Source organism: Rathayibacter sp. CAU 1779 (assembly GCF_054551755.1).
In genome coordinates this window covers 198,328-223,317 of sequence record NZ_JBTOLK010000003.1, presented here as the reverse complement: position 1 = coordinate 223,317, position 24,990 = coordinate 198,328, and the positions used below count along the sequence as shown (strand labels likewise).

Sequence of the window (24,990 nt, the reverse complement as noted above, 5' to 3'; positions counted from 1 at the left end):
GCACCGGGGCATGCCGTGGTGGGCATCCCTCTTTCCCCTCTCCGCTCACACGCCATCGCACGGAAGCCGCACGAAGTGTTTGATTCCATCCAGACCCTCCTCGACGAGCATGAGCAGTTGCAGGAGCAGCTCGCCGACCCCGCGCTGCACGCCGACGCCGCGCGCGCGAAGAAGGTCAACCGCCGGTACGCGGAGCTGAGCCAGATCAAGGCGGCGTACGAGTCCTGGAAGCACCTCGGCGACGACCTGGATGCCGCACGCGAGCTGGCCAAGGAGGACGAGGCCTTCGCAGAGGAGGTGCCGTCGCTCGAGGAGGCCCGCGACGTCGCGCAGGAGAAGCTGCGTCGACTCCTCATTCCGCGCGACCCGGATGACGGACGCGACGTGATCATGGAGATCAAGGGCGGTGCCGGTGGTGCCGAGTCCGCCCTGTTCGCCGCGGATCTGCTGCGCATGTACCTGCACTACGCGGACTCCAAGGGCTGGAAGACCGAGCTGCTGGAGCAGGACCAGACCGACCTCGGCGGCTACACGAACGTTCAGGTCGCCATCAAGGGCAACTCGCCCGATCCGGCCCAGGGCGTGTGGGCACACCTCAAGTACGAGGGCGGCGTGCACCGCGTGCAGCGCGTTCCCGTGACCGAGTCGCAGGGACGCATCCAGACGTCGACGGCCGGCGTGCTCGTCTTCCCGGAGGTCGACGAGCCGGAAGAGATCGCGATCAACCCGAACGACCTGCGGATCGACGTGTTCCGCTCATCGGGTCCCGGCGGCCAGTCGGTCAACACGACGGACTCCGCCGTGCGCATCACGCACGTGCCGACCGGCATCGTGGTGTCGATGCAGAACGAGAAGTCCCAGATCCAGAACCGCGAGGCGGGCATGCGCGTGCTGCGCGCCCGGCTGCTGGCGAAGCAGCAGGAGGAACTGGATGCCGCGGCATCCGACGCCCGCAAGTCGCAGATCCGTGGCATGGACCGCTCGGAGCGCATCCGCACGTACAACTTCCCGGAGAACCGCATCGCGGACCACCGCACCGGATACAAGGCCTACAACCTCGACCAGGTGATGAACGGCGCGCTCGATCCGGTGATCGACTCCGCGATCCAGGCCGACGAAGAGGCGCAGTTGGCGGCGCTCGGCGACGAGGGCTGATTCCGTACACCCGTCTCGCCTGCGACGCCGGCGTACCGCTATCGTGAGCGGATGCCGAGCGTTCTGATCGAGGTCCGTCGCGACTACACCTCCGACGAAGAGGTCGCCATCATCGACGCCGTCCATGGCGCGCTCGTGGCGGCGTTCACGATCCCCGAAGACGATCGCTTCAGCCGGCTCATCTCGTATGCGCCGCACCGCATGGTGGACGGCCTTGCCGCCGGGACGTCCGACGAGTACACGCGTGTCACGATCGACTGCTTCTCCGGACGCTCGATCGACGCGAAGCGCAACCTCTATCGCGAGATCGTGGAGCGTCTGGAGCAGCTGGGCATCCCGCGCGACAAGGTCTCGATCCTGTTGCGGGAGAGCGACCGGGAGAACTGGGGTGGTGGCGGCGTCGCCGCCAGCGACAAGGAGCTGGGCTTCACCATCGAGGTCTAGGAGCCCTGTCGCGCTGTCGGTACTCGGTCGTAGCGTTCCCGTCATGGAGTTGCTCGACAAGGTGACGACCTGGCTGCTGGATTCGGATCCCGCCCTGCGCTGGCAGGTCGAGCGAGACCTCGTGGGCGCGCCAGAATCGGTGTGGGGTTGGACGCGACGGAGCATGGCGACCGAAGGGATGGCCGCGCGTCTGATCGCCCTGCAGGATCCCGACGGCCAGTGGGATGGCGGCGCCTTCTTCCCGGGAGGCACCTCCTGGTTCGAATCGCAGCAAGATGGCGCCCCGCAGCCGTGGACAGCGACCACCTGGACGCTGAACACGCTCCGCGATTGGGGCCTGCCTGCCGATGCGCTCGCCGGCACCGCCGATCTTCTCGACGCCAACGCACGTTGGGAGTACGACGACCTGCCGTTCTGGGGCGGCGAGGTGGACGTCTGCATCAACTCGTTCACGCTGGCGAGCGGCGCGTGGCTCGGCGCCGACGTGTCCGGGCTCGCCGCGTGGTTTCCGGAGCACCGTCTCGCCGACGGCGGCTGGAACTGCGAGTGGGTCGAGGGCTCGGTGCGCTCGTCGTTCCATTCCACGCTCAACGCGCTGCGCGGCATCCTCTACTACCAGAAGGCGGTGGGCAGCACGCCCGCTCTCACGGAGGCGAGGCACGGCGGTGAGGAGTACCTGCTCGAACGCCGCCTGCTGTATCGCAAGTCGACGGGGCAGCGGGTGGGGGAGTGGACCGACGAGTTCTCGTATCCGCTGCGTTGGCGTTGCTCGGCGATCAAGGCCGTCGACTACTTCCGTGAGGCGGCGCTGTTCGATGGAACCCCACCGGATCCTCGATTGGCGGATGCCGTCGACGTCATCCGCTCGGCACGCACGGCAGACGGAACGTGGCTTCAGGGGCGCCGCGACGACGGCAAGGTCTGGTTCGACGTGGACGTGCCGGAGGGCGAGCCGTCGAAGTGGCTGACGTTCTCTGCGGCACTTGCCCTTGCGTGGTGGGACGCCACGACCACTGACACGGACACAGGTGAAGACGCCCGACCCGGGAACGGTACGTCCTGATCGCTCCGGTTACGCTCGAACGGTGACGCTTCCCGATCTCCGCTTGGTCGCCGCCGACATGGACGGCACCCTCCTCGACGAGCAGGGACGCGTGCCCGACCGGCTGTGGCCCCTGCTGACGGTGATGCGCGAGCGCGGGATCGCGTTCGTCCCGGCGAGCGGGCGCCAGTATGCCACGCTCAGGCACACGTTCCATTCCGTCGCCGGCGAGCTCTCCTTCATCGCCGAGAACGGCGCGTACGTCGTCCACGACGGGCAGGAGGTGAGCTCCTCGACGCTGGAGCCTTCGTTCGTGCGAACCGTGATCGACGACGTTCGTCGACTGGTGCGGGACGGCATCGACGCCGGCGTCGTGCTCTGCGGCAAGGATGTCGCCTACACCGATCGCGACGACCCGCCCTTCCTCGAGGAGACCGCCAAGTACTACTACTCCCGTGAGACGGTTCGAGATCTCTCCGATCACGCCGATGACGTCATCAAGATCGCCGTCTTCGAATTCGGGGACATCGAACGCGACGTCGAGCCGACACTCGCCCGTCACCGCCCTGAACACCAGGTCGTCGTCTCAGGCGGACACTGGGTGGACATCATGGCGGCTGACGTCAACAAGGGAACGGCCCTGCGTGCTCTGCAGCTGGCCCTCGATGTCACGCCCGCCCAGACCGCCGCATTCGGCGACTACCTGAACGATCTCGAGATGCTGGAGGTCGCCGACCTCTCGTATGCGGTGGCGAACGCTCATCCGGAGATCGCGCGCGTCGCGCGATTCCGCGCTCCGTCCAACACCGAAGAGGGCGTCATCACGGTGCTCCGGCATCTTCTCGGCGTGCAGACGGTCGACTCCGATTCCGGCGGCAGCGCGGTAGTGTGCACGGGATGCGTAACAGAAGCGTGATGGCGGGCGTCGGCACAGTGCTGCTGACCTGGCTGGTCGTCGCCGACACGTGGATCCGGCTGAGCGTCGACGCCGAGCCGACCTCGCTGACGATCGTGGCGATCGCCGTCACCATAGGTATGCTCGCGGCCGTCGCAGGGTTTGCCGTGCGCGACGCGCTGATCGCGGCGCATCGAGCGGCACGCGCCCCCTCGGTCGCCGGTGAGCATCAGGCTGGGAGCAGCCATCTCGATGTTCCGAGCGGCCGCCCGCACCGCGTCGGCGGTCGGGGTCCGCGTGCGCCGGGCAGTGGGCTCGTTCTCACCCGCGACAGCACGCGCTGATCGGCTCTCCGGGTCTCCGGACGAGCGAAGTGGCCGTCGTGGGCGGTTCCCACCGACCCAGCTCGCCTCGCATTCGGAGTTCCATGTCCAGTTCCACACCATCGCCCACTCGTCGTCGTTCCGCCCGGCGAGCACGACTCGCATTGCTGCTCATCGCGCGCGGGGTCCGACGAGCGCGCCTGCGCCTCGCCCTCTTCAGCGGATGGGTGTGGGTGGCAGCCGCCTCGCTCGTCGGCTTCGAGGTGCTCGAGATCCTTCTCGGAACGTTCCTCGCCGCGCCGGAGGCGTTGCCGATCGTCCTGCTCGTGCTCGCCGCGGTCTGGTACTTCCGCCGTACGCTGCTGCGTCTCTGGCACAGGCTGTCGGCGCGCGGCCGGTCCCGTTGACGTCATCTCGCCCGGATCAGCGCGCGTCGCGGGCGTGCGCGCCATCCGCGTCACCTCAGATGTGGTCGCGGCTTCATCGCTCGACATCTTCAATCGGCTCGGGCAAGCGAGCAAGCTCGCTCCCCTCTCGCCTCAATCAGATGTAGATGCCGGGGTCGAGCCACGCCTCGTCTTCGCGGGTCTGGGCGAGGTGGTGCGGGGTGTCCATCGGTCGCGCGTGCGCGGGGATGCCCGTCAGCACCGAGTCCGGCGGCGACGACTTGACGACGACCGCGTTCGCGCCGACGACCGATCGCGCGCCCAGCACGATGTCGCCCAGTACCTTCGCGCCCGCGCCGACCACGACGCCGCTCTGCAGGGTGGGATGCCGTTTGCCGTGTCCCCTGGACTTCCCGCCGAGCGTGACTCCGTGGTAAAGCATGACGTCGTCGCCGACGATCGTCGTCTCGCCGATCACGACGCCCATGCCGTGGTCGATGAAGAACCGGCGTCCGATGCGCGCGCCCGGATGGATCTCGATGCCGGTGAGGAATCGGGCGAACTGCGAGAGGAGGCGAGCTGGCAGCTTCAGGCCGGGGGAGATCCACCAGCGATGCGCTATGCGGTACAGCCAGATGGCGTGCAGGCCCGAGTACGACAGCATGATCTCGAGGTCGCTGCGCGCAGCAGGATCGTGCCTGCGCGCGTTCTCGATGTCCTCGCGCATCCGGCAGAGTACCGTCATCGAAGCCTTCCTCGTGGCATCCGGTGAGACTCTTCGCGCCTGCGGGATCTCACGGTCACTCCATCGTATGGCGGTCTCCCGGCCGCTCATGGTCGCGCCCGGCAGCCGATTCGACTGCCGGGCGCGATGCATTGTCTGCCGACTGCGTCTCGCGCTGGCGTGTCCCTGTGCACTGTGCGTGGTTCGCGACGTGCTCTGCGAGGCGGCGGTGTGTGCGCCGCCTGGCGCGACCACGCCGTTAGCCGATCGCGGTGCGCCGGGCCTGGCTGAAGGGTGTTGCGCGCGGTTCGCGACACGCTCTTCGAGGCGGCGGCGCGTACGCCGCCGGACGCGACCACGCCGTTAGCCGACCGCGGTGCGCCGGGCAGGGACCGGCGCACCAGACAACACAGTTCAATCCAGCAGGTCCTGGTACAGCACCGTGGAGACGTAGCGCTCGCCGAAGTCGGGCACGACGACGACGATCGTCTTGCCCGCGTTCTCCGGACGCTTCGCGACCTCGACGGCGGCGTGCACGGCGGCACCCGAGGAGATGCCGCCGAGGATGCCCTCCTCGACGGCGAGGCGCCGCGCCATCGCGATCGCGGCATCCGCGTTCACGTCGAGCACCTCGTCGTAGATGTCGGTGTCGAGCACCTCCGGCACGAAGTTGGCGCCGAGGCCCTGGATCTTGTGCGGTCCGGGCTGTCCGCCGTTGAGGATCGGCGACTCCGCAGGCTCGACCGCGACGATGCGGATGTCCGCCTTCTTTTCGCGCAGGTAACCGCCGGCTCCCGTGATGGTGCCGCCCGTGCCGATCCCGGCGACCAGCACGTCGATGTCGCCTTCGGTGTCCTCCCAGATCTCGGGGCCTGTTGTCGCCCGGTGAATGGCCGGGTTGGCCTCGTTCGCGAATTGCTTCGCCCAGATGGCGTTCTCGGTGCCCGCGACGATCTCCTGCGCCTTCTCGACGGCCCCGCGCATGCCGTCGGCACCCGGCGTGAGGATCACCTCGGCTCCGTAGGCGCGCAGCAGCACGCGGCGCTCTTTGCTGGCGGTCTCCGGCATCGTGATGATGAGCTTGTAACCGCGAGCGGCGGCGGCGAATGCGAGCGCGATGCCGGTGTTTCCACTGGTGCCCTCGACGATGGTGCCGCCCGGCTTCAGCTCGCCGGACTTCTCCGCCGCGTCGATGATCGCCACGCCGATGCGGTCCTTCACGCTGGCGGCAGGGTTGTAGAACTCGAGCTTCGCGACCACGGTGGCGTCGGCGCCGTCTGTCACGCGGTTGAGGCGGACGAGCGGCGTCTTGCCGACGACCTCGGTGATGTCGGAGTGAATGGAGCCGGACATGGCCTGCCTTTCGGACTGCGCTTGACTGGGGTTGATGGCACACCCGGCGCGGTCGTGCGACGATGCCAGGGCCTCCCGAGAAGCTTATTCTTGACGCTCGGACGCGTTCCGATTTATGACGTTGCGCTCCGGCTGTCGCGGTGCATGGTGTATGGCCGGGGCAGGCCAGACGGAAGGAACGAACCATCATGGATGCTGCGGCGGCCGCCCGTTCTTCCGGCGATTCGGCCGGTGTTCCCGCACGCGACTCCGCCGACGAGACGCCGCTTCGGCTGTTGCTGCGCGAGGCGGCCGAGACGCTCGCTGGGGCGGGCGTTCCGGATCCGGTCGTCGACGCGGAGCTCCTCGCCGGCCACGTGCTGAACGCGAGCCGGGGTCGCGTGCAGGCGCTCGTCGTGACGGATGCCGCGGTGCAGCCCGAACAGGCATCCTTCTTTCGCGAGCTGGTCGCGCGGCGCTCGACGCGAGAGCCTCTGCAGCACATCACGGGCCGCGCCCCGTTCCGGTCGCTCGACCTCCAGGTCGGACCGGGCGTCTTCGTCCCGCGGCCGGAGACGGAGCTCTTGGCGCAGCTGGCCGTCGATGCACTGCGTGCGTCGGCCGAGCCGGAGCCGATCGGCGTTGACCTCGGAACGGGCAGCGGCGCCATCGCACTCGCCATGGCCACCGAGGTGCCGCACGCGCGCGTGTACGCGGTCGAGCGCTCGCCCGAGGCGCTCGTCTGGACCCGTCGCAACGTCGCCGAGGTCGCGGCGGACAACCTGGAACTCGTCGAGGGTGACCTGGGGGATGCCCTTCCCGCACTCGACGGGCGCGTTGCGGTCGTCGCATCCAACCCGCCGTACGTGCCGGACGATGCTGTCCCGCGGGATCCCGAGGTGCGCCATTTCGACCCCTCCGTGGCGCTGTACGGCGGCGCGGACGGTCTGGATGTCGTGCGCGTGCTCTCGCAGCGGGCGCTACGGCTGCTGCGGCCAGGGGGACTCCTCGCCATCGAGCACGGCGAGTATCAGGGGGCCGAAGTGCGCGGCATCCTGACGGCAGACGACTGGCGCGCTGCGGCGACGCATCGCGACCTGACGCTGCGCGACAGGGTCACCACCGCCGTGCGCTGAGCGGCGCGGCGCTCAGCGAGGCGGCACAAGCCGAGGCAGCACGGGGCCGAGGCGGCACGGGACGGGCAGCCGACGGACTCTGGGCGGTGCGAGGGCCGAGCCGTGGTTCAACGAGCGGCCTTGGCTCGCGCGTTCTCGGCGCGCTCCCGTGCGTTGCGCAAGGCTTCCCGCTCGCGTTTGCGCGCGTCGCGAAGCGCCTTCTCGGCCTCCCGCCTGGCCTTGGCAGCCTCCTTGACGCGCTTGTCGGATGCGTACAGCGCGGCGTCCTCCGCCTCGCGATCGAGGTGCGGAGCCGACCCTTTCGGCTCGGACGCGTCCGCGTCTGTGGCTGCGGCATCCGGATGCGATGACTCGTCGATGTAGCGCTGGATCCCGTCGAGCACGCGCTCCAGGCCGAACCCGAAGTCGTCGTAGTCCTCTGACGTGTATGCGCCCGACGAGACGACCGGCGCGAGGTCGGGGAACCGATCCTCCGTGATGAGGGCGGCGAGTGCCGGTGCGTACGAGGCGCCGCTCACCTCCTCGGACGGGGCTCCCGTGTCGTCGATCTCGGCTTGCAGACTCCCGACGGCGCGCGCGTACGAGGCGACGAGCAGCACGCAGGCCATCTTCTCGTGGTCGCTCAAGTGCGCCGGTCGCAGTGCCCGCAGCGCCGTGTCGATGAGTCGCATCACGTTCGGCGTGATCGGCGTTCCCGTCACCGGGATCTGGCTGTACCACGGATGGCGCCGCAGCGCCTCGACATTCGCCAGAGTCCACTGCTTGAGGCCGGTGCGCCAGTCGTCCTCTGGCGGCTCTGGGAGTTCGACGGCGGCTGCCGCATCCTGCATGAGGAGGAGCAGATCGTCCTTGCTCGTCACGTAGCGGTAGAGCGACATGGTCGTGAAGCCGAGTGCCGACGCCACTTTCGCCATGGAGAGCGCGCCGAGTCCCTCTGCGTCGGCGATCTCGATCGCTGCCTCGACGATGCGCTCGATGCTGAGCTCGCGCTTCGGCCCGCGCTGCGGCCGCTCCGCAACGCCCCACGACAGCGCTACGGCGTGCGGCAGTGCTATCTCCGGGGATGCTTCGTTCTCCGACATCACGCTCCTCGCGTCTCACGCGGCTGTCGTCTCAGCTTATGGCGCACACTGATGACGCCGGTCGAGCCCGTCGAAACCGGCGACCCGCGTGGTCTGGTCTCGACGGGCTCGACCGGCGACCCGCGTGGTCTGGTTTCGACGGGCTCAACCAGCGGGTCGGCTGTCGTGCGTCTCAGCCCTTGACGCGCCGACCGAACACGAGCGACGATCCGACGACGCCGACGAGCAGGATCCCCGCCAGCCACGCGAGCGCCACCCACAAGGTGCCGCCCGGCGCCGTCCCGCTGAGCAGATCGCGCAGCGTCTCGATGATCGGCGTGAACGGCTGGTGTTGGGCGAATCCGTGCAGCCAGCCGGGCATGGTGTCCACGGCGACGAATCCGCTGGAGACGTACGGGAGGAAGAGGAACACGAAGCTGATCGACGCGGCGGCGTCCACGCTCAGCAGCAGCCCGCTCAGCACGCTGAGCCATGTGAACGCGACGATCACGAGCACGGCGAAGAGCACGGCGGCGATCCAGCCGCCGAGGTCGGCGCCCGGCCGGTATCCGAGCAGCAGCGCGACGCCGACGACCAGCACGGATGCCGCGATGTTGCGTAGAACGCTCGCGATCACGTGACCGTAGAGCACGGCCGACCCCAGCACGGGCAGTGTCTTGAACCTGTTGACGGTGCCTGTCGCGACATCCTGCGCGACGCCGACGGCGGAGCTCGCCGCGCCGAGTCCGAGGCACAGCACGAGCGTGCCCGGCACGACGTAGTTCACGTAGTCGCCATCCGACTCGATGGCGCCGCCGAAGATCACGACGAAGACGAGCATGATCGACACCGGGATCGCGAACGCGGTGACCAGCGAGTCCACGCTGCGCAGCGTGCGCCGTACCTCGCGTCCGGCCATCGCGACGATGTCGGACACGCCCGTGCCGAATCCCTGGCCGCGGACGGCCGTCGCCTCCGGCGCCATGGTGATGGTGGTCATGCTGCCTTCTCCTTCTCGTTGCGGGTGTCTGTGCCTTCGGCGGCACTGCTCGAGGATGTGGCGCGTCCGGTCAGCGTGAGGAACACGTCGTCGAGGGTGGGGCCGACGATCGCGATGTCGGTCACCTGGATGCCCGCCGCGGCCGTCCGGGCGAGGTACGCCCGGATGTCCTCCACGGCGTCCGCCGTCGGCATCCGCACAGTCAGGTCGTCGTCGTCGATCTCGACCTCCCATCCGCCCGCCGCGAGGCGCCCCGCCTCCGCGACGTCCTCCCTGGTCCCGAACGAGAACACGATGTGGTCCCCGCTCACCTGGGATTTGAGCTCGTCAGGGGTACCGGCGGCGACGATGACGCCGTCGTCGATGACCCCGACCCGGTCGGCGAGCCGTTCGGCCTCGTCGAGGTACTGGGTGGTGAGGAGGATGGTCGTGCCCGCCGCCGCGAGCTCCTCGACCAGCGACCACAGTTGCGCTCTGCTGCGCGGATCAAGTCCGGTCGTCGGTTCGTCGAGGAAGAGCACGGGCGGCGTGGCGACCAGGCTGATCGCCAGGTCGAGGCGCCTGCGCATCCCGCCCGAGTAGCCGGAGACCTTCTTGTCCGCGGCATCGACCAGGTCGAACGCTTCGAGGAGCCGTGTGACCCTGGAGCGCCTCTCGGATGCCGGCAGATGGTTCAGCACGGCCATCATGGCGAGGTTCTCGGTCCCGGTCTGGAACTCATCGACGGAGGCGTACTGACCGGTGAGGGCGAACATCCGCCTGGCCTGCGCCGGGCTGGCGAGCACGTCGACGCCCGCGATTCTCGCCGTGCCGGCGTCGGGCCGGATGAGTGTGGAGAGGATGTTCACCGTCGTCGTCTTGCCCGCCCCGTTGGGCCCGAGCAAGGCGTAGATCTCGGCGCGTGCGACGTGGAAGTCCACGCCGTCGAGCACGGTGTGCTTGCCGTAGGCCTTGCGCAGCCCGGACACCTCGATGGCCGGCGGCTGATGTGTCGCTGTCATGTCGCTTTCCTTCCGTTGCGTGTCGTGGGTGGATATCTCATGCGTTCGCCGAGGCGGTGAGCGCGGCGAAGGCTCCCGCCACCACGGCGGCGACCGTCTCCGGGTCCTTCTCGTCGATGCCGAAATGGTCGAGCTCGGCGAACTCGTGCGTTGCTGCCCGGCGGATGACTCCAGCCAGCCGGTCGCGCGTCTCGCGTCCCGTGCCCGCACCGCTTCCGCCGTACATCAGCAGAACATCGGCCGAGATGTTCTCGTACTTCGCATACGTGTCATTCAGCCGGGACACCTCGCGGTGTTCGTTCACCGTCGTACCCATCAGCTCGACCTTGTGCTGCCATCCCTCCACGCCCATGGCCTGAGGGAGCATCTGGAGGAGCACGGCGTCCGGTGCCGCCTGTGCTTCCGGGTTCATCGCCTTGACGAACGTCACGAAGGCGCCGGCCGGATCGTCGTCATCCAGGCGTCGCTGCGCCTCATCCAGCCAGTCGGACGGGATGGCGCCGTCGATCGAGACTCCGGGTTCGTAGACGGCGACCCCGGCGAGATCGGTTGATGCGGCGACTTCGAGCGCGATGAGGCCTCCGTAGCTGTGTCCGACGAGGAGTCGTGCCCCCGTGCACTCGAGGAGAGCGGCGACGTCCGTGCATTCCGTGGCGATCGAATAGTCGGCGCCCTGCGGGCAGCTTCCGCCGCGACCGCGCCGCTCGATCGTGTGCACGGTGAAGCCGTGGCCGGCGAGTGCCTCGGCGAATCGCGAGTAGTCCGCCGCCGTGCTCACGGCGCCGGGAATGACCACCACGTCGGGTCCCGTGCCAACTGTCTTGTACGCGACGACCCCGCCATCGGCGGAGGTGACCGTGTCGTTCATCGGTGTTCCTTTGCATGTCGTGGAGTGATGGATGTTCGCGAGCGATACGGAATGAACTGCGTACCGCATACGCAATGTGTATGGCGTATACAGTGTGCGACGTAAGCAGTAAGAATGCAAGTCCCGATCAATCGGGTTGGCCTTGCGATGGAGCTCACAGGGCGCTCACCTCGATCGCCCATATCGCGGCTGGGCCGCTCTGGGACTGGATCGGGGAAGGAGACGCGAGCTCGCTCACATCTCCTTCCCCTCAATCGCCCATAGAATCGAGCGGTCATGACCACCTTTTACGACTGCTCCGACGACGACGGCCTCGCCGAGGGCACGAAGCAAGCGCGTTCCGCGATCGAGAACGGCGACCTCATCGTCCTTCCCACCGACACCGTGTACGGCATCGGCGCCGACGCTTTCAGCGGCTACGCCGTCACCCAGCTGCTCGCGGCGAAGGGGAGGGGACGCCAGTCCCCGCCTCCCGTGCTCATCCCAGCCCTGACGACGCTCGATGCGCTCGCAGAGACCGTGCCCCAGGAGGTGCGGGATCTGGCCGGCGCCTTCTGGCCGGGCGGACTCACCGTCGTCCTGCCAGCTCAGCCCTCCCTGTCGTGGGATCTCGGCGAGACTCAGGGCACCGTCGCGCTCCGCATGCCGAACAACCCGGTGGCACTCGCCCTTCTGCGTTCAACCGGACCGCTCGCCGTCTCGTCGGCCAACAAGACGGGCATGCCGGCGGCGACGACTGCGCAGGAGGCCGAGGCGATGCTCGGCGATGCCGTGAGCGTGTACCTCGACGGCGGAACGGTCGGTGTCGACTACGCCGACGCCGAGGTGGAGGAGACCTCCTCGACCATCGTCGACGCCACGGCACTCGCATCCGGAACCGGCAAGCTGCGCATCCTGCGCCACGGCGTCATCAGCGACGACCAGCTCCGCGAGGTGGTCGGCGACGCGCTTGAATCCGCAGAGGATCAGCAGACCACATGACCCTCCTTCTCGTCATCGGTCTGATCACCGCGATCGTCACGTTCGTGCTGTCGATCGTGGTGTGGCGGGTGGCGCTGAAGTACAAGCTGTATCCGCGCATCCGCGAGCGCGACGTGCACACTCGGCCGACGCCCCGACTCGGCGGCGTCGCGATGTTCCTCGGCATCGTCGTCGCGTTCGGCGTCGCCTACCTGTTCTCCTTGGTGTTCCAGGGATTCGGCGGTCCGCTGCTCGGCGTCGTTTTCTCCGATCCGACGCCGGTGCTCGCCATCCTGGGCGCTGCGCTGCTCATCGTCGTGATCGGCGTCGCCGACGACCTGTGGGATCTCGACTGGATGACGAAGCTCGCCGGCCAGTTCGTGGCGGCCGGTCTCGTCGCGTGGCTCGGCGTGCAGATCTACTCGTTGCCGCTTGGCGGGGGAGTGACGGTCGGCTCGCCCTGGATGAGCGTCATCATGACCGTCTTCGCGATCGTGCTCGTCATGAACGCCATCAACTTCATCGACGGACTCGACGGTCTCGTCGCGGGCGTCGCCCTCATCGCCAACGGCGCGTTCTTCCTCTACAGCTACCTGATCACCGTGAAGACGAGTCCGTCCAACTACTTCAGCCTGGCGTCGGTCATCGCGATCATCCTGGTCGGGGCATGCGCGGGCTTCCTGCCGCTGAACTGGCATCCGGCCAAGATGTTCATGGGCGACACCGGCGCTCTGCTGGTGGGGCTCCTGATGGCCTCGTCCGCCATCGCCGTCACGGGCCAGCTGGATCCGGTGTCCATCCAGCAGGGCGGCCCGAGGGCTCTGTTCCCCGCGTTCATCCCGATCATCCTGCCGTTCGCCGTGCTCGTCGTGCCGTTGCTCGACTTCGGACTGGCAGTCTTCCGGCGCGTGCGAGCCGGCAAGTCGCCGTTCAGCGCCGACCGCAAGCACCTGCACCACCGCCTGCTCGACATGGGCCATTCGCACCTGCACGCGGTGCTCATCTTCTACGCGTGGACCGCCGTCGTCTCCATCGGATGCCTGCTCTTCTTCTTCCAGCCCGTCTGGCCGGCCATCGTGTTCCTCTGCGTGGGTCTCGTCGTGTGCACAGCCATCACGCTCGCCCCGTTGAGCCGTCGCAAGAGCGCCGAGGCGGCCGCAGAACTCACGCCGGTGACCGCACTCGGAGCGGATGCCGCTGCCCGGCTCGATCCGCTCGATGCGGCATCCGAGTCCGGTCACGGACCGTCTGCGCACCGGCCGATCAGCGCCTCTGGGGCTCCGAACCACCAACAGACCCCGAATCAGCAACAGAAGGAACGCGCCTCGTGACCGACCAGCAGCCCCAGGACCCGCACTCGCAGGATCCTTCGGCCCCCGACACCTCGGCCACGCAGGCGGCTGCGCAGAACTCGTCGGCGCAGAACGATGCGGCGCAGACCGTGCTCGGCGGGACTCCGTCCGCCGAGCATCGTCCGCCGGCATCCAACCCCATCTTGAAGACCGCACTGGTCTGGGGTGGCCTGCTCGCGCTCGTGATCGCCGTCGTCGCCGGCGTGATCGGTGGCGTGCTCGACGGCTGGAGCGGAGTGGCGAGCGCCCTGATCGGCACGGCGCTCGCTGTCGTCTATCTCGGGATCACGGCCGGCAGCATCCTGCTCGCCAACCGGTTCTCGGGCAGCGACCTGTTCGTCGGGGTGTTCTTCGGCATCGTGCTCGGCGGCTGGATCGTCAAATTCGTGCTGTTCATCGTGATCGCCGTCGTTCTCAAGGGTCAGCCGTGGGTGAATCCGCTCGTGATGTTCCTGAGTCTCATCGTCGGCGTCATCGGTTCGCTGGTGGTCGACGTGGTCGTCGTGCTGAGGTCCCGGATGCCGTACGCGAGCGACGCCCGACTCCCCGGCGGCCGGTCGTAGACGGTCGATCCGCCGACGTTCCGCCGGGTCGGCGACCCGATCCTGCGAAAGTGGTCAGATCGCTCTTCGACATACCGTAGAATCGTTTTCGACGGATCGTAGAATCACGTCGCGCGGGCCTCCACGAAGCAGCGGATGCCGGCGGCCGACCGATTCATATCGATTCGTTACAAGACGGAATCTCCGGTACAGTTGTTCGAAGATTTCCCCCGTCATGCCCCGCGAGTATTCGCGCAGGGCGCGATGTCTTGGTAATTGTTCATCGTCGCATTGAGCTCAGCTCGACGCCCTCGAATCAGGAGATAGCGCTGTTAGCTAACGCTGTGAACCTGCTGGTCCACGCCGCCGATGGTGATGGAACCTTCCACGGACCGTCGATCGACGAGTTCTTTCCTCCGGTGCTCTTCTTCGAGGGAACGCCGTTCGAGATCAACCGCATCATGCTCGTGCGGTTCGTGGCGGTCATCGCTCTCCTCCTCGTGTTCTGGCTGGGAACGCGCAAGATGCGCATCGTGCCCGGTCGCTTCCAGTCCATCGTGGAGATGGCGCTCGACTTCGCGCGCATCAACATCTCGGAAGACCTGCTCGGGCGCAAGGACGGTCGTCGGTTCCTGCCGATCCTGACCTCGATGTTCTTCATGATCCTGTTCATGAACCTCACCGGTGTCGTGCCGTTCCTGAACGTCGCGGGAACGTCGGTGATCGGCGTCCCGATCGTTCTGGCCGTCGTGTCGTACGTGATGTTCATGTACGCGGGCATCAAGAAGCACCCGGCCGGGTTCTTCAAGAACGCGCTCTTCCCGGCCGGTGTGCCGTGGCCGCTGTACCTCATCGTGACGCCGATCGAGTTCTTCTCGACCTTCATCCTCCGGCCGATCACGCTGGTCCTCCGACTCACGTTCAACATGATCTCCGGTCACCTGCTCCTGGTGCTGTTCTTCAGCGGAACGACGTTCTTCTTCTTCACCGCACCCGGATTCTTCAAACTGTTCGGCGTCGGCACTCTGGCCCTCGGATTCGTCTTCACGCTCTTCGAGGTCCTGGTCGCCGTCCTGCAGGCGTACATCTTCACTCTGCTCAGCTCGGTCTACATCCAGCTCGCGCTGGCCGAGGAGCACTAAAAGAACGGCCAAGGCGCCGTTCACCATCACGGAAGGAAAACAACGTGGACGCAACCACCGTTGTCGCTGCGATCAGCGGAAACATCGCGACCGTCGGATACGGTCTTGCTGCCATCGGCCCGGCCATCGGCGTGGGCATCGTCGTCGGCAAGACGATCGAGTCGATCGCTCGCCAGCCCGAGCTCGCCGGCCGTCTGCAGGTTCTGATGTGGCTGGGTATCGCCTTCACCGAGGCGCTCGCGCTCATCGGTATCGCGACCTACTTCATCTTCACGTCCTAAGACACCCGGCACCGATAAGGAGGCGTGATGATTCACGCAGTCGTCACAGCGGCGGAAGAGGCCACGAATCCTCTGATCCCGTCGGTGTCCGACCTCGTCTGGTCGGCGCTGTGCTTCGTCGTCATCCTCATCTTCTTCTGGAGGCTCGGGCTCCCGCGCATGCGGAAGCTGCTCGACGAGCGGGCAGAGGCGATCGAGGGCAACATCGCGAAGGCGGACGAGGCGCAGAACAAGGCCGAGGCGCTGCTCGAGGAGTACACGGCTCAGCTCGCGGATGCCCGCAGCGAGGCGGCCCACATCCGTGAGCAGGCCCGCGACGAGGGCAAGCGCATCGTCGCCGAGCATCGTGACCAGGCGACGGCCGAGGCAGACCGCATCACGCGGAACGCCCAGGTGCAGATCGAGGCGGAGCGCACGGCGGCATCCGTCGCACTGCGCGCCGAGGTCGGCACGCTGGCCATCGACCTCGCCTCCGGCGTGATCGGCGAAAGCCTCAAGGACGACAAGACGGCCACCGCCGTCGTCGACCGCTTCCTCGCCGAGCTGGAGCAGGACGACAAGGCAGGATCGAAGGCGTAATGGGCAGCGCGACCACTGGTGCGCTCGGTGCACTGCGATCCACGCTCGCGGCACAACAGGGCGTGGATCGTCAGACGGCCGAGGACCTCTTCTCGGCGGCCCGCACAGCGGGTTCGTCCGTGCAGTTGAGGAGTGTTCTCGGCGACGCCTCGGCTGACCCGACCGCGAAGACGGCGCTCGTTCGCGCCATCTTCGGCGGCAAGGTCACCGCGTCGGCGCAGTCGATTCTCGAAGAGGCCGTCGCGCAACGCTGGTCTGATCCGGCCGACCTGCCAGGCGGGTTGGAGGAGCTCGGCATCCGCGCGCTTGCCTCGACGGCACATGCGTCCGATCGCGTCGACGCCGAGCTGTTCGAGGTCGCAAGGGCGGTGAGCTCGGACGCGCAGCTCGAGCTCGCGCTGCGCAGCAAGCTCGGTCCCGTCGATGCCAAGGTCGCGCTCGTCGACCGGCTTCTCGGAGACAAGTCGTCGAACGCCACCCACGCCATAGTTCGAGAGCTCGTGCAGCGACCGGCCGGTCGAAGCATCCGCGAGGCGCTTCGGTGGGCGGCCGAGATCGTCGCGGATCAGGCAGGAGCGACGCTCGCGACGGTGATCACCGCCGCACCGCTCGATGGAGAGCAGCTCGAACGCCTGCGCGGTTCGCTTTCGCGTCGCTACGGGCGCGACCTCGTCGTCAACGCCGTCGTGCAACCGTCGCTGATCGGCGGCGTTCGCGTGCAGATCGGTGACGACGTCATCGACAGTTCGATCTCCGCGCGTCTCGGCGACGTGCGCCAGAAGCTCGCGGGCTGAGAAAGCCCGACAACCCTGAGGCTTCAGCCGCCTCAAGCAAAGAAGGAACATCATGGCAGATCTGACCATCAGCCCCGACGAGATCCGCGCTGCGCTCAAAGACTTCGTGGACTCGTACGAGCCGACATCGGCCGAGGCGACCGAGGTCGGCCACGTGCTGGACGCCGCTGACGGCATCGCACACGTCGAGGGCCTGCCCGGCGTCATGGCCAATGAGCTCGTGCGCTTCGGCGACGGCACCCTCGGTCTCGCCCTCAACCTGGACGAGAACGAGATCGGTGTCGTCGTCCTCGGCGAGTTCGCCGGCATCGAGGAGGGCCAGGAAGTCACCCGCACCGGAGAGGTCCTCTCCGTCGCGGTGGGTGACGGCTACCTGGGTCGCGTCGTCGACCCGCTGGGCAACCCGATCGACGGTCTCGGCGAGATCGTCACGGAGGGACGTCGCGCGCTCGAGCTTCAGGCGCCCGGCGTCATGCAGCGTAAGAGCGTGCACGAGCCGCTGCAGACCGGCATCAAGGCCATCGACGCCATGATCCCGATCGGTCGCGGACAGCGCCAGCTGATCATCGGCGACCGCCAGACCGGCAAGACGGCCATCGCGATCGACACGATCATCAACCAGAAGGCGAACTGGGAGTCCGGCGACCCGAACAAGCAGGTCCGCTGCATCTACGTCGCCATCGGCCAGAAGGGCTCGACGATTGCCTCCGTCAAGGGCGCGCTCGAAGACGCAGGAGCCATGGAGTACACGACCATCGTCGCCGCTCCTGCTTCCGACCCGGCCGGCTTCAAATACCTCGCCCCGTACACCGGTTCTGCCATCGGACAGCACTGGATGTATGCAGGCAAGCACGTGCTGATCATCTTCGACGACCTGTCCAAGCAGGCTGAGGCGTACCGTGCCGTTTCGCTGCTGCTGCGCCGTCCGCCGGGACGTGAGGCCTACCCGGGCGACGTGTTCTACCTGCACTCGCGCCTGCTGGAGCGTTGCGCGAAGCTGTCGGACGAACTCGGCGCCGGCTCGATGACGGGTCTGCCCATCATCGAGACCAAGGCGAACGACGTGTCGGCGTACATCCCGACGAACGTCATCTCCATCACGGACGGCCAGATCTTCCTGCAGTCCGACCTCTTCAACGCGAACCAGCGTCCGGCCGTCGACGTGGGCATCTCGGTGTCCCGCGTCGGTGGTGACGCGCAGGTGAAGTCGATCAAGAAGGTTTCGGGAACGCTGAAGCTGGAGCTCGCCCAGTACCGCGCACTCGAGGCGTTCTCGATGTTCGCTTCCGACCTGGATGCCGCATCCCGCCGCCAGCTCGCACGTGGCGCCCGTCTCACCGAGCTGCTCAAGCAGCCGCAGTACTCGCCGTTCCCCGTCGAGTCGCAGGTGGTCTCCATCTGGGCGGGAACGAACGGAAAGCTCGACGACGTGCCCGTCGAGGACATTCTCCGATTCGAGTCGGAGTTCCTCGACCACCTGCGTCGCAACAGCACCGTGCTCGACACCCTTCGCGAGACCAACGTGCTCGACGACGACACGGTCGCCACGCTCGAGAAGGAGGTCGTCGAGTTCAAGCGCGGCTTCCAGACCGGCGAGGGCAAGCCGCTTGCCGGACCCGGCAGCGAAGAGCACGAGGCGATCGAGGAAGACGAAGTCGACCAGGAGAAGATCGTCGCCGCGCGCCGCTGAGCGCCGTGACGATCACCTCGACATTCTCGACTAGCTAGACAGGAGTCCCATGGGAGCGCAACTTCGGGTCTACCGGCAGCGCATTCGCTCTGCCCAGACGACGAAGAAGATCACCCGCGCGATGGAGCTGATCTCGGCATCCCGCATCGCCAAGGCGCAGGCGCGGGTGCAGGCATCCGCTCCGTACACGCGGGCGATCACGCGCGCCGTGTCGGCGGTTGCGACGCATTCGAAGGTCAGCCATCTGCTGACCACCGAACCGGCGCATGTCGACCGTGCTGCAGTGGTGATCTTCTCCTCCGACCGCGGTCTTGCCGGTGCCTTCAACTCGCAGGTGATCCGCGAGGCGCTCGAACTCGAGTCGCTGCTGAAGTCGCAGGGCAAAGAGGTCGTCTTCTACCTCGTCGGTCGCAAGGCAGTCGGATACTTCGCCTTCCGCAAGCGTGCCAGCGTGCGCGACTGGGTTGGCAGCACCGACTCGCCCGTGTACGACACGGCGAAGGAGATCGGCGAGGAGCTGCTCGAGGCGTTCACGAAGGATGCCGCAGACGGCGGCGTCGACGAGATCCACATCGTCTACAACCGCTTCGTGAGCATGCTCGTTCAGCAGCCCAGGGTCGTCCGTCTGCTCCCGCTCGAGATCGTCGAGGGTGTCGAGCAGCCGGGCGAGAACGACGTGCTTCCGCTGTACGAGTTCGAGCCGGATGCCGACACCGTGCTGGACGCGCTGCTGCCGGTCTACATCCACAGCCGCCTGTACAACGCGATGCTCGAGTCCGCCGCCGCGAAGCACGCTGCGACACAGAAGGCGATGAAGTCGGCGACGGACAACGCCGACAAGCTCATCACCAACTACACGCGCCTGGCCAACAACGCGCGCCAGTCCGAGATCACGCAGCAGATCTCCGAGATCGTCGGCGGCGCCGACGCGCTGGCATCCCGCTAACGGCCGACACCACAGGTCTTTCAGAAACAGAGAGAGAAGAAATGACACCGACAGCTACCGCCGAGTCCCAGGCCGCGGCAGCGGAGACGACTCCGGGCGTCGGCCGCATCGCCCGCGTCACGGGCCCGGTCGTCGACATCGAGTTCCCGCACGACGCCATCCCTGAGGTCTACAACGCTCTCAAGACCACGATCGCCTACGGCGAGGAGGGCGAGGAGGCGAACCGTGAGATCACTCTCGAGGTCGCACAGCACCTCGGCGACGACCTCGTGCGCGCCATCGCCCTGAAGCCGACCGACGGCCTCATTCGCGGCCAGGAGGTGCGCGACACGGGTGCGGCGATCTCCGTGCCGGTCGGCGACGTGACCAAGGGTCGCGTGTTCAACGTGATCGGCGAAGTGCTCAACGCGGAGCCCGGCGAGCAGATCGAGATCACCGAGCGCTGGCCGATCCACCGCAAGGCGCCGAACTTCGACCAGCTCGAGTCGAAGACGACGATGTTCGAAACGGGCATCAAGTCGATCGACCTCCTCACCCCGTACGTGCAGGGAGGAAAGATCGGCCTCTTCGGTGGTGCGGGCGTCGGCAAGACGGTCCTCATCCAGGAGATGATCCAGCGCGTTGCGCAGGATCACGGCGGTGTGTCCGTGTTCGCCGGTGTCGGCGAGCGCACCCGTGAGGGCAACGACCTGATCCACGAGATGGAGGAAGCCGGTGTCTTCGACAAGACCGCACTGGTCTTCGGTCAGATGGATGAGCCGCCGGGGACGCGCCTGCGGGTCGCACTGTCCGCGCTGACGATGGCGGAGTACTTCCGCGATGTTCAGAGGCAGGACGTGCTGCTCTTCATCGACAACATCTTCCGCTTCACGCAGGCGGGCTCGGAGGTGTCGACACTTCTCGGCCGCATGCCGTCGGCCGTCGGCTACCAGCCGAACCTCGCCGACGAGATGGGTGTCCTTCAGGAGCGCATCACCTCGACGCGCGGTCACTCCATCACGTCGCTCCAGGCCATCTACGTGCCGGCTGATGACTACACCGACCCGGCGCCGGCGACCACGTTCGCCCACCTCGACGCCACGACGGAACTCTCCCGCGAGATCGCGTCGCAGGGACTGTACCCCGCGATCGACCCGCTGACCTCGACGTCACGGATCATGGACCCGCGCTACCTGGGTGAGGACCACTACCGCGTGGCCACCACGGTGAAGCAGATCCTGCAGAAGAACAAGGAACTCCAGGAGATCATCGCCATCCTCGGCGTCGACGAGCTCTCCGAGGAAGACAAGATCACGGTCGCGCGCGCCCGCCGTATCCAGCAGTTCCTCTCGCAGAACACCTACATGGCCAAGAAGTTCACGGGCGTCGATGGCTCGACGGTCGCACTGAAGGACACCATCGAGTCGTTCGACGCGATCTGTCGGGGTGAGTTCGACCACGTCGCCGAGCAGGCGTTCTTCAACGTCGGCCCGATCACCGACGTCGAGGCGAAGTGGGCGCAGATCCAGAAGGAGAACGGCTGACCATGGCCACGCTGAAGGTCAGCGTCGTCTCCGCCGACGCCGAGATCTGGACGGGCGACGCCGCCATGGTGGTCGCTCGCACGGTCGAGGGTGAGATCGGCATCCTGCCCGGTCACGAGCCGATGCTCGCCATCCTCGCCACAGGCGAGGTGCGCGTGACGCTGCCGGGTGGCGAGAAGATCACGGCCGACGCTTCCGACGGATTCCTCTCTGTGGAGAGCAACATGGTCGCCGTCGTCGCAGGCAAGGCCGAACTGGTTTGACGACATGAAGAGCGGATGCCATGGGGCCGACACCATGTCATCCGCTCTTCGCATCGTCCGCGCGGCCGACGGCGATGCGACAGCACGATCGACCGGGTGACGATCGCGGTCGGTACGAGCCGCGATCAGGACCCGGATTCGTTCGCGTGAGCCGGGCGGAAGCCCCGGGACGTTCACTAGAGTCGAGATCAATCATCGGGAGGGGCCGACGTGGCGCAGACGACGGTTGACCGGCAGTTCGGAGACATCCGGGTTCCGGTCCTGATCGCAATGGCGGGGTTGCCAGGAGCCGGCAAGTCGACCATCGCGGAGGTGATCAGCGCCCGACTTTCAGCGACGATCGTCTCCGTCGATCCGATCGAGTCCGCGATCCTGCACGCCGGAATCGACGCCGACCAGCCGACGGGCCTTGCCGCCTACCTCGTCGCGGAGACACTCGCCGAGCAGGTGCTCATGTCTGGTCACAGCGTGATCGTCGACGCAGTCAACGCCGTTGAGCCTGCGCGTCTGCAGTGGCGCGACCTCGCGCTTCGCGCGGATGTTCCGCTCCGCGTCATCGAGGTGGAGTGCTCCGATCCCGAACTGCATAGGGAGCGCCTCGAGAAGCGGGTGCGCAACCTGCCGCACTTCGAGGAGCCGTCCTGGCGCGCCGTCGAGCAGAGCCTCGAGGACTACCAGCCATGGAAGGGCGAGTGCGCCGCGCTGCCGCGGATCACGCTCGACACGGTGAACGCACTCGGCCAGAACGTGGATGCCGCCATCCGCTTCCTCGCCCCGTGACTCCGGCCTCGAGCGTGCGGTGCTGATCCTCCTGCCGCCGTCCGAATCCAAGCGGGCGGGCGGGTCCGCGCGCGCCCGTCTCGAGCTGGCGAGTCTGCGGTTCCCGGAGCTCGCCTCCGCGCGATCGATCACGGCACAGGCCTTGGTCGAACTGGCACGCGGCGGCGATGCGGATTCCGCGGCCAAATCGCTGGGCATCCCTCGAACGCTCGTCGGCGAGCTCGCCGCGAACGCCGAGCTCTTCGAGTCGCCGGTGATGCCCGCGATCGACCGATACACCGGGGTGCTGTACGACGCCCTGGACGCGGCGTCGCTGCCGACCGAGGCGCGGCGCCACCTCGGGCGCACGGTCGCCGTGCATTCGGCGGTGTTCGGGCCGATCGGCGCGCTCAACCGCATACCCGACTACCGGATGTCCGCGACGTCGCGGCTCCCGGGGCTCCGGCTGCGTCAGCTGTGGACGCCGGCTGTGGCGGACGCTCTCGGCGCCGTGGCTGGACCCATCATCGATCTGCGTTCCGAGAGTTACGTCGCGCTCGGGCCCGTGCCCGAGACGCAGCACTCGGTCTTCGTGCGCGTGGTCGCCGAAGGACCGGACGGCGTCACGCGCGCGCTCAACCACTTCAACAAGCACACGAAGGGGATGCTCGTGCGTGCCTTCGCGCTCGACCGCCCGCGCATCCACTCGGTGGACGCGTTCGTGCGCTGGGCCTCCTCCGCAGGGTTCCGCACCGAATACGCAGGCAATCACGAGGTTCAGCTCCTGGCCCCCTGAGCTAGTATCGACAATGTGCCTGCGGGGGTCGGCACGATGCGAAACGGGCGACACGTGACGGTGAACGCGACGTGATCGAACGGCGATGCAGCGGGGCGACGTCCACGGTCTTCTAATCAGGGCGCTCGTGATGCTCTTCGCGAGGATTGTCCACGCGAGCGAACGCAATACCGTCGGGTCGGCGAATGAGGTCGGCGCGCGTCCCCTCCGTGCGCCAGTGCGATCGTTCACGGTGCGATGATCGGATTTCTGATCGCCTGCGGTCGGGCTAGTGCGATGCCGGTCACCACGAGGCACACCGTCAGGATCACCGGATCTCACGCCGACCCGACCTTGTCGTGGCGTCTCTCGTCTCGTGGACTAGAGGGGCGCCCGATCGTTGCGGCACCCGGACGCCTGCAGATACCCGGCTTACAGTGACCCGGCTTACAGTGACCCGGCTTACAGTGACCCGGCTTACAGCGACGCGGCTTACAGCGACCCCGCGCGTACAGGCACCCCGCATACAAGCACCGGCACTCGGACACCGGCACTCGGAAGACGAGCAGCGGAGAGCAGCGCCCGTTCGGAGGGCGGCATCCGGCTGACTGCACGCTGGCGAGAACGGCACTCGCTCGATTCGACCTCGAGACGGAATCGGATGGCTGCACTCGGTCGTTCGCACTCGCTGACCGCGTCCGGAGGATTGCACCCAGACCGCAGCATCCCCGGTCAGAGACCAGGTCAAAGGACTCGTGGACCGTCAGGCCGGCTCGCGCGCCCGCCAACATCCGGCGACGTGGTCGTCGACGAGCCCCGCTGACTGCATCAGCGCGTACATGGTCGTCGGTCCGACGAACCGGAACCCCAGCGCTCGAAGCCGTTTGCTGAGTGCCGTTGCCTCGGCGGTCACGGCCGGGATCTCGGACAGGCTCCGCGGTGGTCGCTGTCGACGCTCGGCGGGAGCGAACGACCAGATCACCTGCCACAGCGGTTCGCTCAGAGCGGCAGTGGCGCGTGCGTTGGCGATCGTGGCCTCGATCTTGCCGCGATGCCGGATGATGGCGGCGTTCTGCACGAGGCGTTCGACGTCGTCCTCCGTCATGGCCGCAACCCGTTCGACGTCGAATCCGTGGAACGCTTCGCGGAATGCGGGACGACGCAGCAGGATGGTGCGCCACGAGAGCCCGGCCTGGAATCCCTCGAGGCAGATCTTCTCGTAGAGCGCCCGATCGTCGTGGAGCGGCGTGCCCCACTCCTCGTCGTGGTAACGCTGGTATTCCGGGTCGCTGCCGACCCAGGCGCACCGAGCGACGTCGTCGTCGCCGACGAGCACGTTCGGGCGGTCGATTCGGCCGGCGGGTGCGGCCTTCGCCTCGGCTCCGCGAGCGTCGGGGACCGTGTCTCCGACGGCGGAGTCTGATTCGGCGGTGGTCGTCTCGCTCATGCTGCCAGCGTGATCCCTTCGTGCTGGAGAAGCCACAGCTTGGTGGGAATGCCCTCACCGCCGCTGTAGCCGGTGATGCGGCCGTCGGATCCGAGCACGCGATGGCATCCGATGAAGAGGGGGATCGGATTGGCGCCGATGGCGCCGCCGACCGCGCGTCCGGCCGTCGGCTTGCCGACCGCCATGCCGAGTTCGCCGTAGGTGGTGTGCTCACCCCACGGGACCTCGAGGAGGCTGGTCCAGATGGACCTCCGGAATTCGGTGCCGTACGGGTTCAGCGGCACGTCGAACACCTGCCGCTCCCCGGCGAAGTACTGCTCGAGCTCGACCGCCGCGTCGCGCAGCACATCGTCGGGACGGTCGGGGGATCCGTCGAGCGGCAGACGGCCGTCGCGTTCGATCGTGAGAGACGTGACGCTCGACCCGTCGGAGACGAGTTCGAGCCGCCCGATGGGGCTCGGGATGCGGAGCAGGTAGGCGTCCATACCTTGACCATACGGGCGGCTCCCGACACGGATCGCCCGGCAGCGGTTCGATGTGGAGAGGCGGCATCCGTTGCGCGTGGGGACG

General features: G+C 67.3%; 28 protein-coding genes. 20 read left to right on the top strand and 8 right to left on the bottom strand.

Annotation, left to right across the window (positions count from 1 at the left end):
• Window positions 1-75 precede the first annotated feature (75 nt).
• The 6 genes from prfA to ACX9R5_RS15170 all read left to right on the top strand — a co-directional run bounded on the left by prfA (window position 76) and on the right by ACX9R5_RS15170 (window position 4,266).
• Window positions 76-1,155 (top strand): peptide chain release factor 1, encoded by a 1,080-nt coding sequence (gene prfA / locus ACX9R5_RS15195; protein WP_459409886.1) that lies wholly within the window; start codon window positions 76-78, stop codon window positions 1,153-1,155.
• Between the two features lie 51 nt (window positions 1,156-1,206).
• Window positions 1,207-1,599 (top strand): tautomerase family protein, encoded by a 393-nt coding sequence (locus tag ACX9R5_RS15190; protein ID WP_459409885.1) that lies wholly within the window; start codon window positions 1,207-1,209, stop codon window positions 1,597-1,599.
• A 43-nt stretch (window positions 1,600-1,642) separates the two neighbouring features.
• Entirely contained in the window at window positions 1,643-2,662 is a 1,020-nt protein-coding gene (locus ACX9R5_RS15185) for a squalene cyclase (RefSeq protein ID WP_459409884.1), read from the top strand.
• 22 nt (window positions 2,663-2,684) lie between these two features.
• Window positions 2,685-3,557, top strand: a complete 873-nt coding sequence (locus tag ACX9R5_RS15180; RefSeq protein ID WP_459409883.1) for a Cof-type HAD-IIB family hydrolase — start codon at window positions 2,685-2,687, stop codon at window positions 3,555-3,557.
• Window positions 3,539-3,880, top strand: a complete 342-nt coding sequence (locus ACX9R5_RS15175) for a hypothetical protein (protein ID WP_459409882.1) — start codon at window positions 3,539-3,541, stop codon at window positions 3,878-3,880. Before ACX9R5_RS15180 ends, ACX9R5_RS15175 begins: the two co-directional genes overlap by 19 nt.
• An 83-nt stretch (window positions 3,881-3,963) precedes the next feature.
• Entirely contained in the window at window positions 3,964-4,266 is a 303-nt protein-coding gene (locus tag ACX9R5_RS15170) for a hypothetical protein (protein ID WP_459409881.1), read from the top strand.
• A 136-nt stretch (window positions 4,267-4,402) separates the two neighbouring features.
• On the opposite strand, the gene epsC is transcribed toward ACX9R5_RS15170, so the two are convergent.
• Together epsC and cysK are read right to left on the bottom strand one after the other, a co-directional pair.
• Window positions 4,403-4,990, bottom strand: coding sequence for a serine O-acetyltransferase EpsC (gene epsC, locus ACX9R5_RS15165; RefSeq protein ID WP_459409880.1), 588 nt, complete (start codon window positions 4,988-4,990; stop codon window positions 4,403-4,405).
• Window positions 4,991-5,383: 393 nt separating this feature from the next.
• Complete coding sequence (cysK, locus tag ACX9R5_RS15160; RefSeq protein WP_459409879.1) at window positions 5,384-6,322, bottom strand: cysteine synthase A; 939 nt, start codon at window positions 6,320-6,322, stop codon at window positions 5,384-5,386.
• A gap of 188 nt (window positions 6,323-6,510) precedes the next feature.
• Here cysK and prmC point away from each other — a divergent pair, with 188 nt between their 5' ends.
• Window positions 6,511-7,437, top strand: a complete 927-nt coding sequence (gene prmC, locus ACX9R5_RS15155) for a peptide chain release factor N(5)-glutamine methyltransferase (protein ID WP_459409878.1) — start codon at window positions 6,511-6,513, stop codon at window positions 7,435-7,437.
• Window positions 7,438-7,544: 107 nt separating this feature from the next.
• On the opposite strand, the gene ACX9R5_RS15150 is transcribed toward prmC, so the two are convergent.
• From ACX9R5_RS15150 to ACX9R5_RS15135, 4 genes are all read right to left on the bottom strand, one after another.
• Window positions 7,545-8,519, bottom strand: coding sequence for a TetR/AcrR family transcriptional regulator C-terminal domain-containing protein (locus tag ACX9R5_RS15150; protein ID WP_459409877.1), 975 nt, complete (start codon window positions 8,517-8,519; stop codon window positions 7,545-7,547).
• A 172-nt stretch (window positions 8,520-8,691) separates the two neighbouring features.
• Entirely contained in the window at window positions 8,692-9,498 is an 807-nt protein-coding gene (locus ACX9R5_RS15145; protein ID WP_459409876.1) for an ABC transporter permease, read from the bottom strand.
• Window positions 9,495-10,499 carry an ATP-binding cassette domain-containing protein gene (locus ACX9R5_RS15140; RefSeq protein WP_459409875.1) on the bottom strand — a complete coding sequence of 335 codons (1,005 nt, stop codon included), beginning with the start codon at window positions 10,497-10,499 and terminating at the stop codon, window positions 9,495-9,497. The genes ACX9R5_RS15145 and ACX9R5_RS15140 overlap by 4 nt, the downstream gene beginning before the upstream one ends.
• Before the next feature lie 37 nt (window positions 10,500-10,536).
• Window positions 10,537-11,367, bottom strand: a complete 831-nt coding sequence (locus ACX9R5_RS15135) for an alpha/beta hydrolase (protein ID WP_459409874.1) — start codon at window positions 11,365-11,367, stop codon at window positions 10,537-10,539.
• A 276-nt stretch (window positions 11,368-11,643) separates the two neighbouring features.
• On the opposite strand from ACX9R5_RS15135, the gene ACX9R5_RS15130 reads away from it, so the two are divergent.
• The 13 genes from ACX9R5_RS15130 to ACX9R5_RS15070 all read left to right on the top strand — a co-directional run bounded on the left by ACX9R5_RS15130 (window position 11,644) and on the right by ACX9R5_RS15070 (window position 22,994).
• Entirely contained in the window at window positions 11,644-12,348 is a 705-nt protein-coding gene (locus ACX9R5_RS15130) for an L-threonylcarbamoyladenylate synthase (RefSeq protein ID WP_459409873.1), read from the top strand.
• The gene (locus ACX9R5_RS15125) at window positions 12,345-13,658 is read left to right on the top strand and encodes an MraY family glycosyltransferase (protein ID WP_459409872.1); all 1,314 of its coding nucleotides are present in this window, start codon (window positions 12,345-12,347) and stop codon (window positions 13,656-13,658) included. The genes ACX9R5_RS15130 and ACX9R5_RS15125 overlap by 4 nt, the downstream gene beginning before the upstream one ends.
• Window positions 13,655-14,242, top strand: coding sequence for a hypothetical protein (locus ACX9R5_RS15120; protein ID WP_459409871.1), 588 nt, complete (start codon window positions 13,655-13,657; stop codon window positions 14,240-14,242). Before ACX9R5_RS15125 ends, ACX9R5_RS15120 begins: the two co-directional genes overlap by 4 nt.
• Window positions 14,243-14,565: 323 nt before the next feature.
• The gene (atpB, locus tag ACX9R5_RS15115; protein ID WP_459409870.1) at window positions 14,566-15,363 is read left to right on the top strand and encodes a F0F1 ATP synthase subunit A; all 798 of its coding nucleotides are present in this window, start codon (window positions 14,566-14,568) and stop codon (window positions 15,361-15,363) included.
• 44 nt (window positions 15,364-15,407) lie between these two features.
• Window positions 15,408-15,644: an ATP synthase F0 subunit C gene (atpE, locus tag ACX9R5_RS15110; RefSeq protein WP_459409869.1), complete on the top strand. Its 237-nt coding sequence runs from the start codon at window positions 15,408-15,410 to the stop codon at window positions 15,642-15,644.
• A 27-nt stretch (window positions 15,645-15,671) separates the two neighbouring features.
• Complete coding sequence (locus tag ACX9R5_RS15105; protein WP_459409868.1) at window positions 15,672-16,223, top strand: F0F1 ATP synthase subunit B; 552 nt, start codon at window positions 15,672-15,674, stop codon at window positions 16,221-16,223.
• The gene (locus ACX9R5_RS15100; RefSeq protein WP_459409867.1) at window positions 16,223-17,017 is read left to right on the top strand and encodes a F0F1 ATP synthase subunit delta; all 795 of its coding nucleotides are present in this window, start codon (window positions 16,223-16,225) and stop codon (window positions 17,015-17,017) included. Before ACX9R5_RS15105 ends, ACX9R5_RS15100 begins: the two co-directional genes overlap by 1 nt.
• Before the next feature lie 52 nt (window positions 17,018-17,069).
• A complete protein-coding gene (gene atpA, locus ACX9R5_RS15095; protein WP_459409866.1) occupies window positions 17,070-18,707 on the top strand; it encodes a F0F1 ATP synthase subunit alpha in 1,638 nt (545 codons plus the stop codon).
• Between the two features lie 49 nt (window positions 18,708-18,756).
• The gene (locus ACX9R5_RS15090) at window positions 18,757-19,653 is read left to right on the top strand and encodes a F0F1 ATP synthase subunit gamma (RefSeq protein ID WP_459409865.1); all 897 of its coding nucleotides are present in this window, start codon (window positions 18,757-18,759) and stop codon (window positions 19,651-19,653) included.
• A gap of 41 nt (window positions 19,654-19,694) precedes the next feature.
• On the top strand, window positions 19,695-21,176 hold the full coding sequence (gene atpD / locus ACX9R5_RS15085; protein WP_459409864.1) for a F0F1 ATP synthase subunit beta: 1,482 nt from the start codon (window positions 19,695-19,697) through the stop codon (window positions 21,174-21,176).
• A gap of 2 nt (window positions 21,177-21,178) precedes the next feature.
• A complete protein-coding gene (locus ACX9R5_RS15080; protein WP_459409863.1) occupies window positions 21,179-21,439 on the top strand; it encodes a F0F1 ATP synthase subunit epsilon in 261 nt (86 codons plus the stop codon).
• Between the two features lie 210 nt (window positions 21,440-21,649).
• Window positions 21,650-22,219: an AAA family ATPase gene (locus tag ACX9R5_RS15075; RefSeq protein WP_459409862.1), complete on the top strand. Its 570-nt coding sequence runs from the start codon at window positions 21,650-21,652 to the stop codon at window positions 22,217-22,219.
• The gene (locus ACX9R5_RS15070) at window positions 22,191-22,994 is read left to right on the top strand and encodes a YaaA family protein (RefSeq protein WP_459409861.1); all 804 of its coding nucleotides are present in this window, start codon (window positions 22,191-22,193) and stop codon (window positions 22,992-22,994) included. Before ACX9R5_RS15075 ends, ACX9R5_RS15070 begins: the two co-directional genes overlap by 29 nt.
• A 742-nt stretch (window positions 22,995-23,736) precedes the next feature.
• Here the strand turns inward: ACX9R5_RS15070 and ACX9R5_RS15065 are convergent.
• Window positions 23,737-24,420 (bottom strand): DNA-3-methyladenine glycosylase I, encoded by a 684-nt coding sequence (locus ACX9R5_RS15065; RefSeq protein WP_459409860.1) that lies wholly within the window; start codon window positions 24,418-24,420, stop codon window positions 23,737-23,739.
• Window positions 24,417-24,905: a methylated-DNA--[protein]-cysteine S-methyltransferase gene (locus ACX9R5_RS15060; protein ID WP_459409859.1), complete on the bottom strand. Its 489-nt coding sequence runs from the start codon at window positions 24,903-24,905 to the stop codon at window positions 24,417-24,419. The genes ACX9R5_RS15065 and ACX9R5_RS15060 overlap by 4 nt, the downstream gene beginning before the upstream one ends.
• Between the last annotated feature and the right edge of the window lie 85 nt (window positions 24,906-24,990).

Excerpts from the sequence above, each read along its gene's own strand:
- ACX9R5_RS15080 (WP_459409863.1), top strand. The coding sequence starts at position 21,179 with ATGGCCACGCTGAAGGTCAGCGTCGTCTCCGCCGACGCCGAGATCTGG.
- epsC (WP_459409880.1), bottom strand. The coding sequence starts at position 4,990 with ATGACGGTACTCTGCCGGATGCGCGAGGACATCGAGAACGCGCGCAGG.
- ACX9R5_RS15060 (WP_459409859.1), bottom strand. The coding sequence starts at position 24,905 with ATGGACGCCTACCTGCTCCGCATCCCGAGCCCCATCGGGCGGCTCGAA.
- ACX9R5_RS15170 (WP_459409881.1), top strand. The coding sequence starts at position 3,964 with ATGTCCAGTTCCACACCATCGCCCACTCGTCGTCGTTCCGCCCGGCGA.
- ACX9R5_RS15130 (WP_459409873.1), top strand. The coding sequence starts at position 11,644 with ATGACCACCTTTTACGACTGCTCCGACGACGACGGCCTCGCCGAGGGC.
- ACX9R5_RS15070 (WP_459409861.1), top strand. The coding sequence starts at position 22,191 with ATGCCGCCATCCGCTTCCTCGCCCCGTGACTCCGGCCTCGAGCGTGCG.
- ACX9R5_RS15065 (WP_459409860.1), bottom strand. The coding sequence starts at position 24,420 with ATGAGCGAGACGACCACCGCCGAATCAGACTCCGCCGTCGGAGACACG.
- ACX9R5_RS15190 (WP_459409885.1), top strand. The coding sequence starts at position 1,207 with ATGCCGAGCGTTCTGATCGAGGTCCGTCGCGACTACACCTCCGACGAA.
- ACX9R5_RS15090 (WP_459409865.1), top strand. The coding sequence starts at position 18,757 with ATGGGAGCGCAACTTCGGGTCTACCGGCAGCGCATTCGCTCTGCCCAG.
- cysK (WP_459409879.1), bottom strand. The coding sequence starts at position 6,322 with ATGTCCGGCTCCATTCACTCCGACATCACCGAGGTCGTCGGCAAGACG.
- ACX9R5_RS15140 (WP_459409875.1), bottom strand. The coding sequence starts at position 10,499 with ATGACAGCGACACATCAGCCGCCGGCCATCGAGGTGTCCGGGCTGCGC.
- atpD (WP_459409864.1), top strand. The coding sequence starts at position 19,695 with ATGACACCGACAGCTACCGCCGAGTCCCAGGCCGCGGCAGCGGAGACG.
- ACX9R5_RS15150 (WP_459409877.1), bottom strand. The coding sequence starts at position 8,519 with ATGTCGGAGAACGAAGCATCCCCGGAGATAGCACTGCCGCACGCCGTA.
- ACX9R5_RS15145 (WP_459409876.1), bottom strand. The coding sequence starts at position 9,498 with ATGACCACCATCACCATGGCGCCGGAGGCGACGGCCGTCCGCGGCCAG.
- ACX9R5_RS15100 (WP_459409867.1), top strand. The coding sequence starts at position 16,223 with ATGGGCAGCGCGACCACTGGTGCGCTCGGTGCACTGCGATCCACGCTC.
- ACX9R5_RS15185 (WP_459409884.1), top strand. The coding sequence starts at position 1,643 with ATGGAGTTGCTCGACAAGGTGACGACCTGGCTGCTGGATTCGGATCCC.
- ACX9R5_RS15135 (WP_459409874.1), bottom strand. The coding sequence starts at position 11,367 with ATGAACGACACGGTCACCTCCGCCGATGGCGGGGTCGTCGCGTACAAG.
- ACX9R5_RS15125 (WP_459409872.1), top strand. The coding sequence starts at position 12,345 with ATGACCCTCCTTCTCGTCATCGGTCTGATCACCGCGATCGTCACGTTC.
- prmC (WP_459409878.1), top strand. The coding sequence starts at position 6,511 with ATGGATGCTGCGGCGGCCGCCCGTTCTTCCGGCGATTCGGCCGGTGTT.
- atpA (WP_459409866.1), top strand. The coding sequence starts at position 17,070 with ATGGCAGATCTGACCATCAGCCCCGACGAGATCCGCGCTGCGCTCAAA.
- ACX9R5_RS15105 (WP_459409868.1), top strand. The coding sequence starts at position 15,672 with ATGATTCACGCAGTCGTCACAGCGGCGGAAGAGGCCACGAATCCTCTG.
- ACX9R5_RS15175 (WP_459409882.1), top strand. The coding sequence starts at position 3,539 with ATGCGTAACAGAAGCGTGATGGCGGGCGTCGGCACAGTGCTGCTGACC.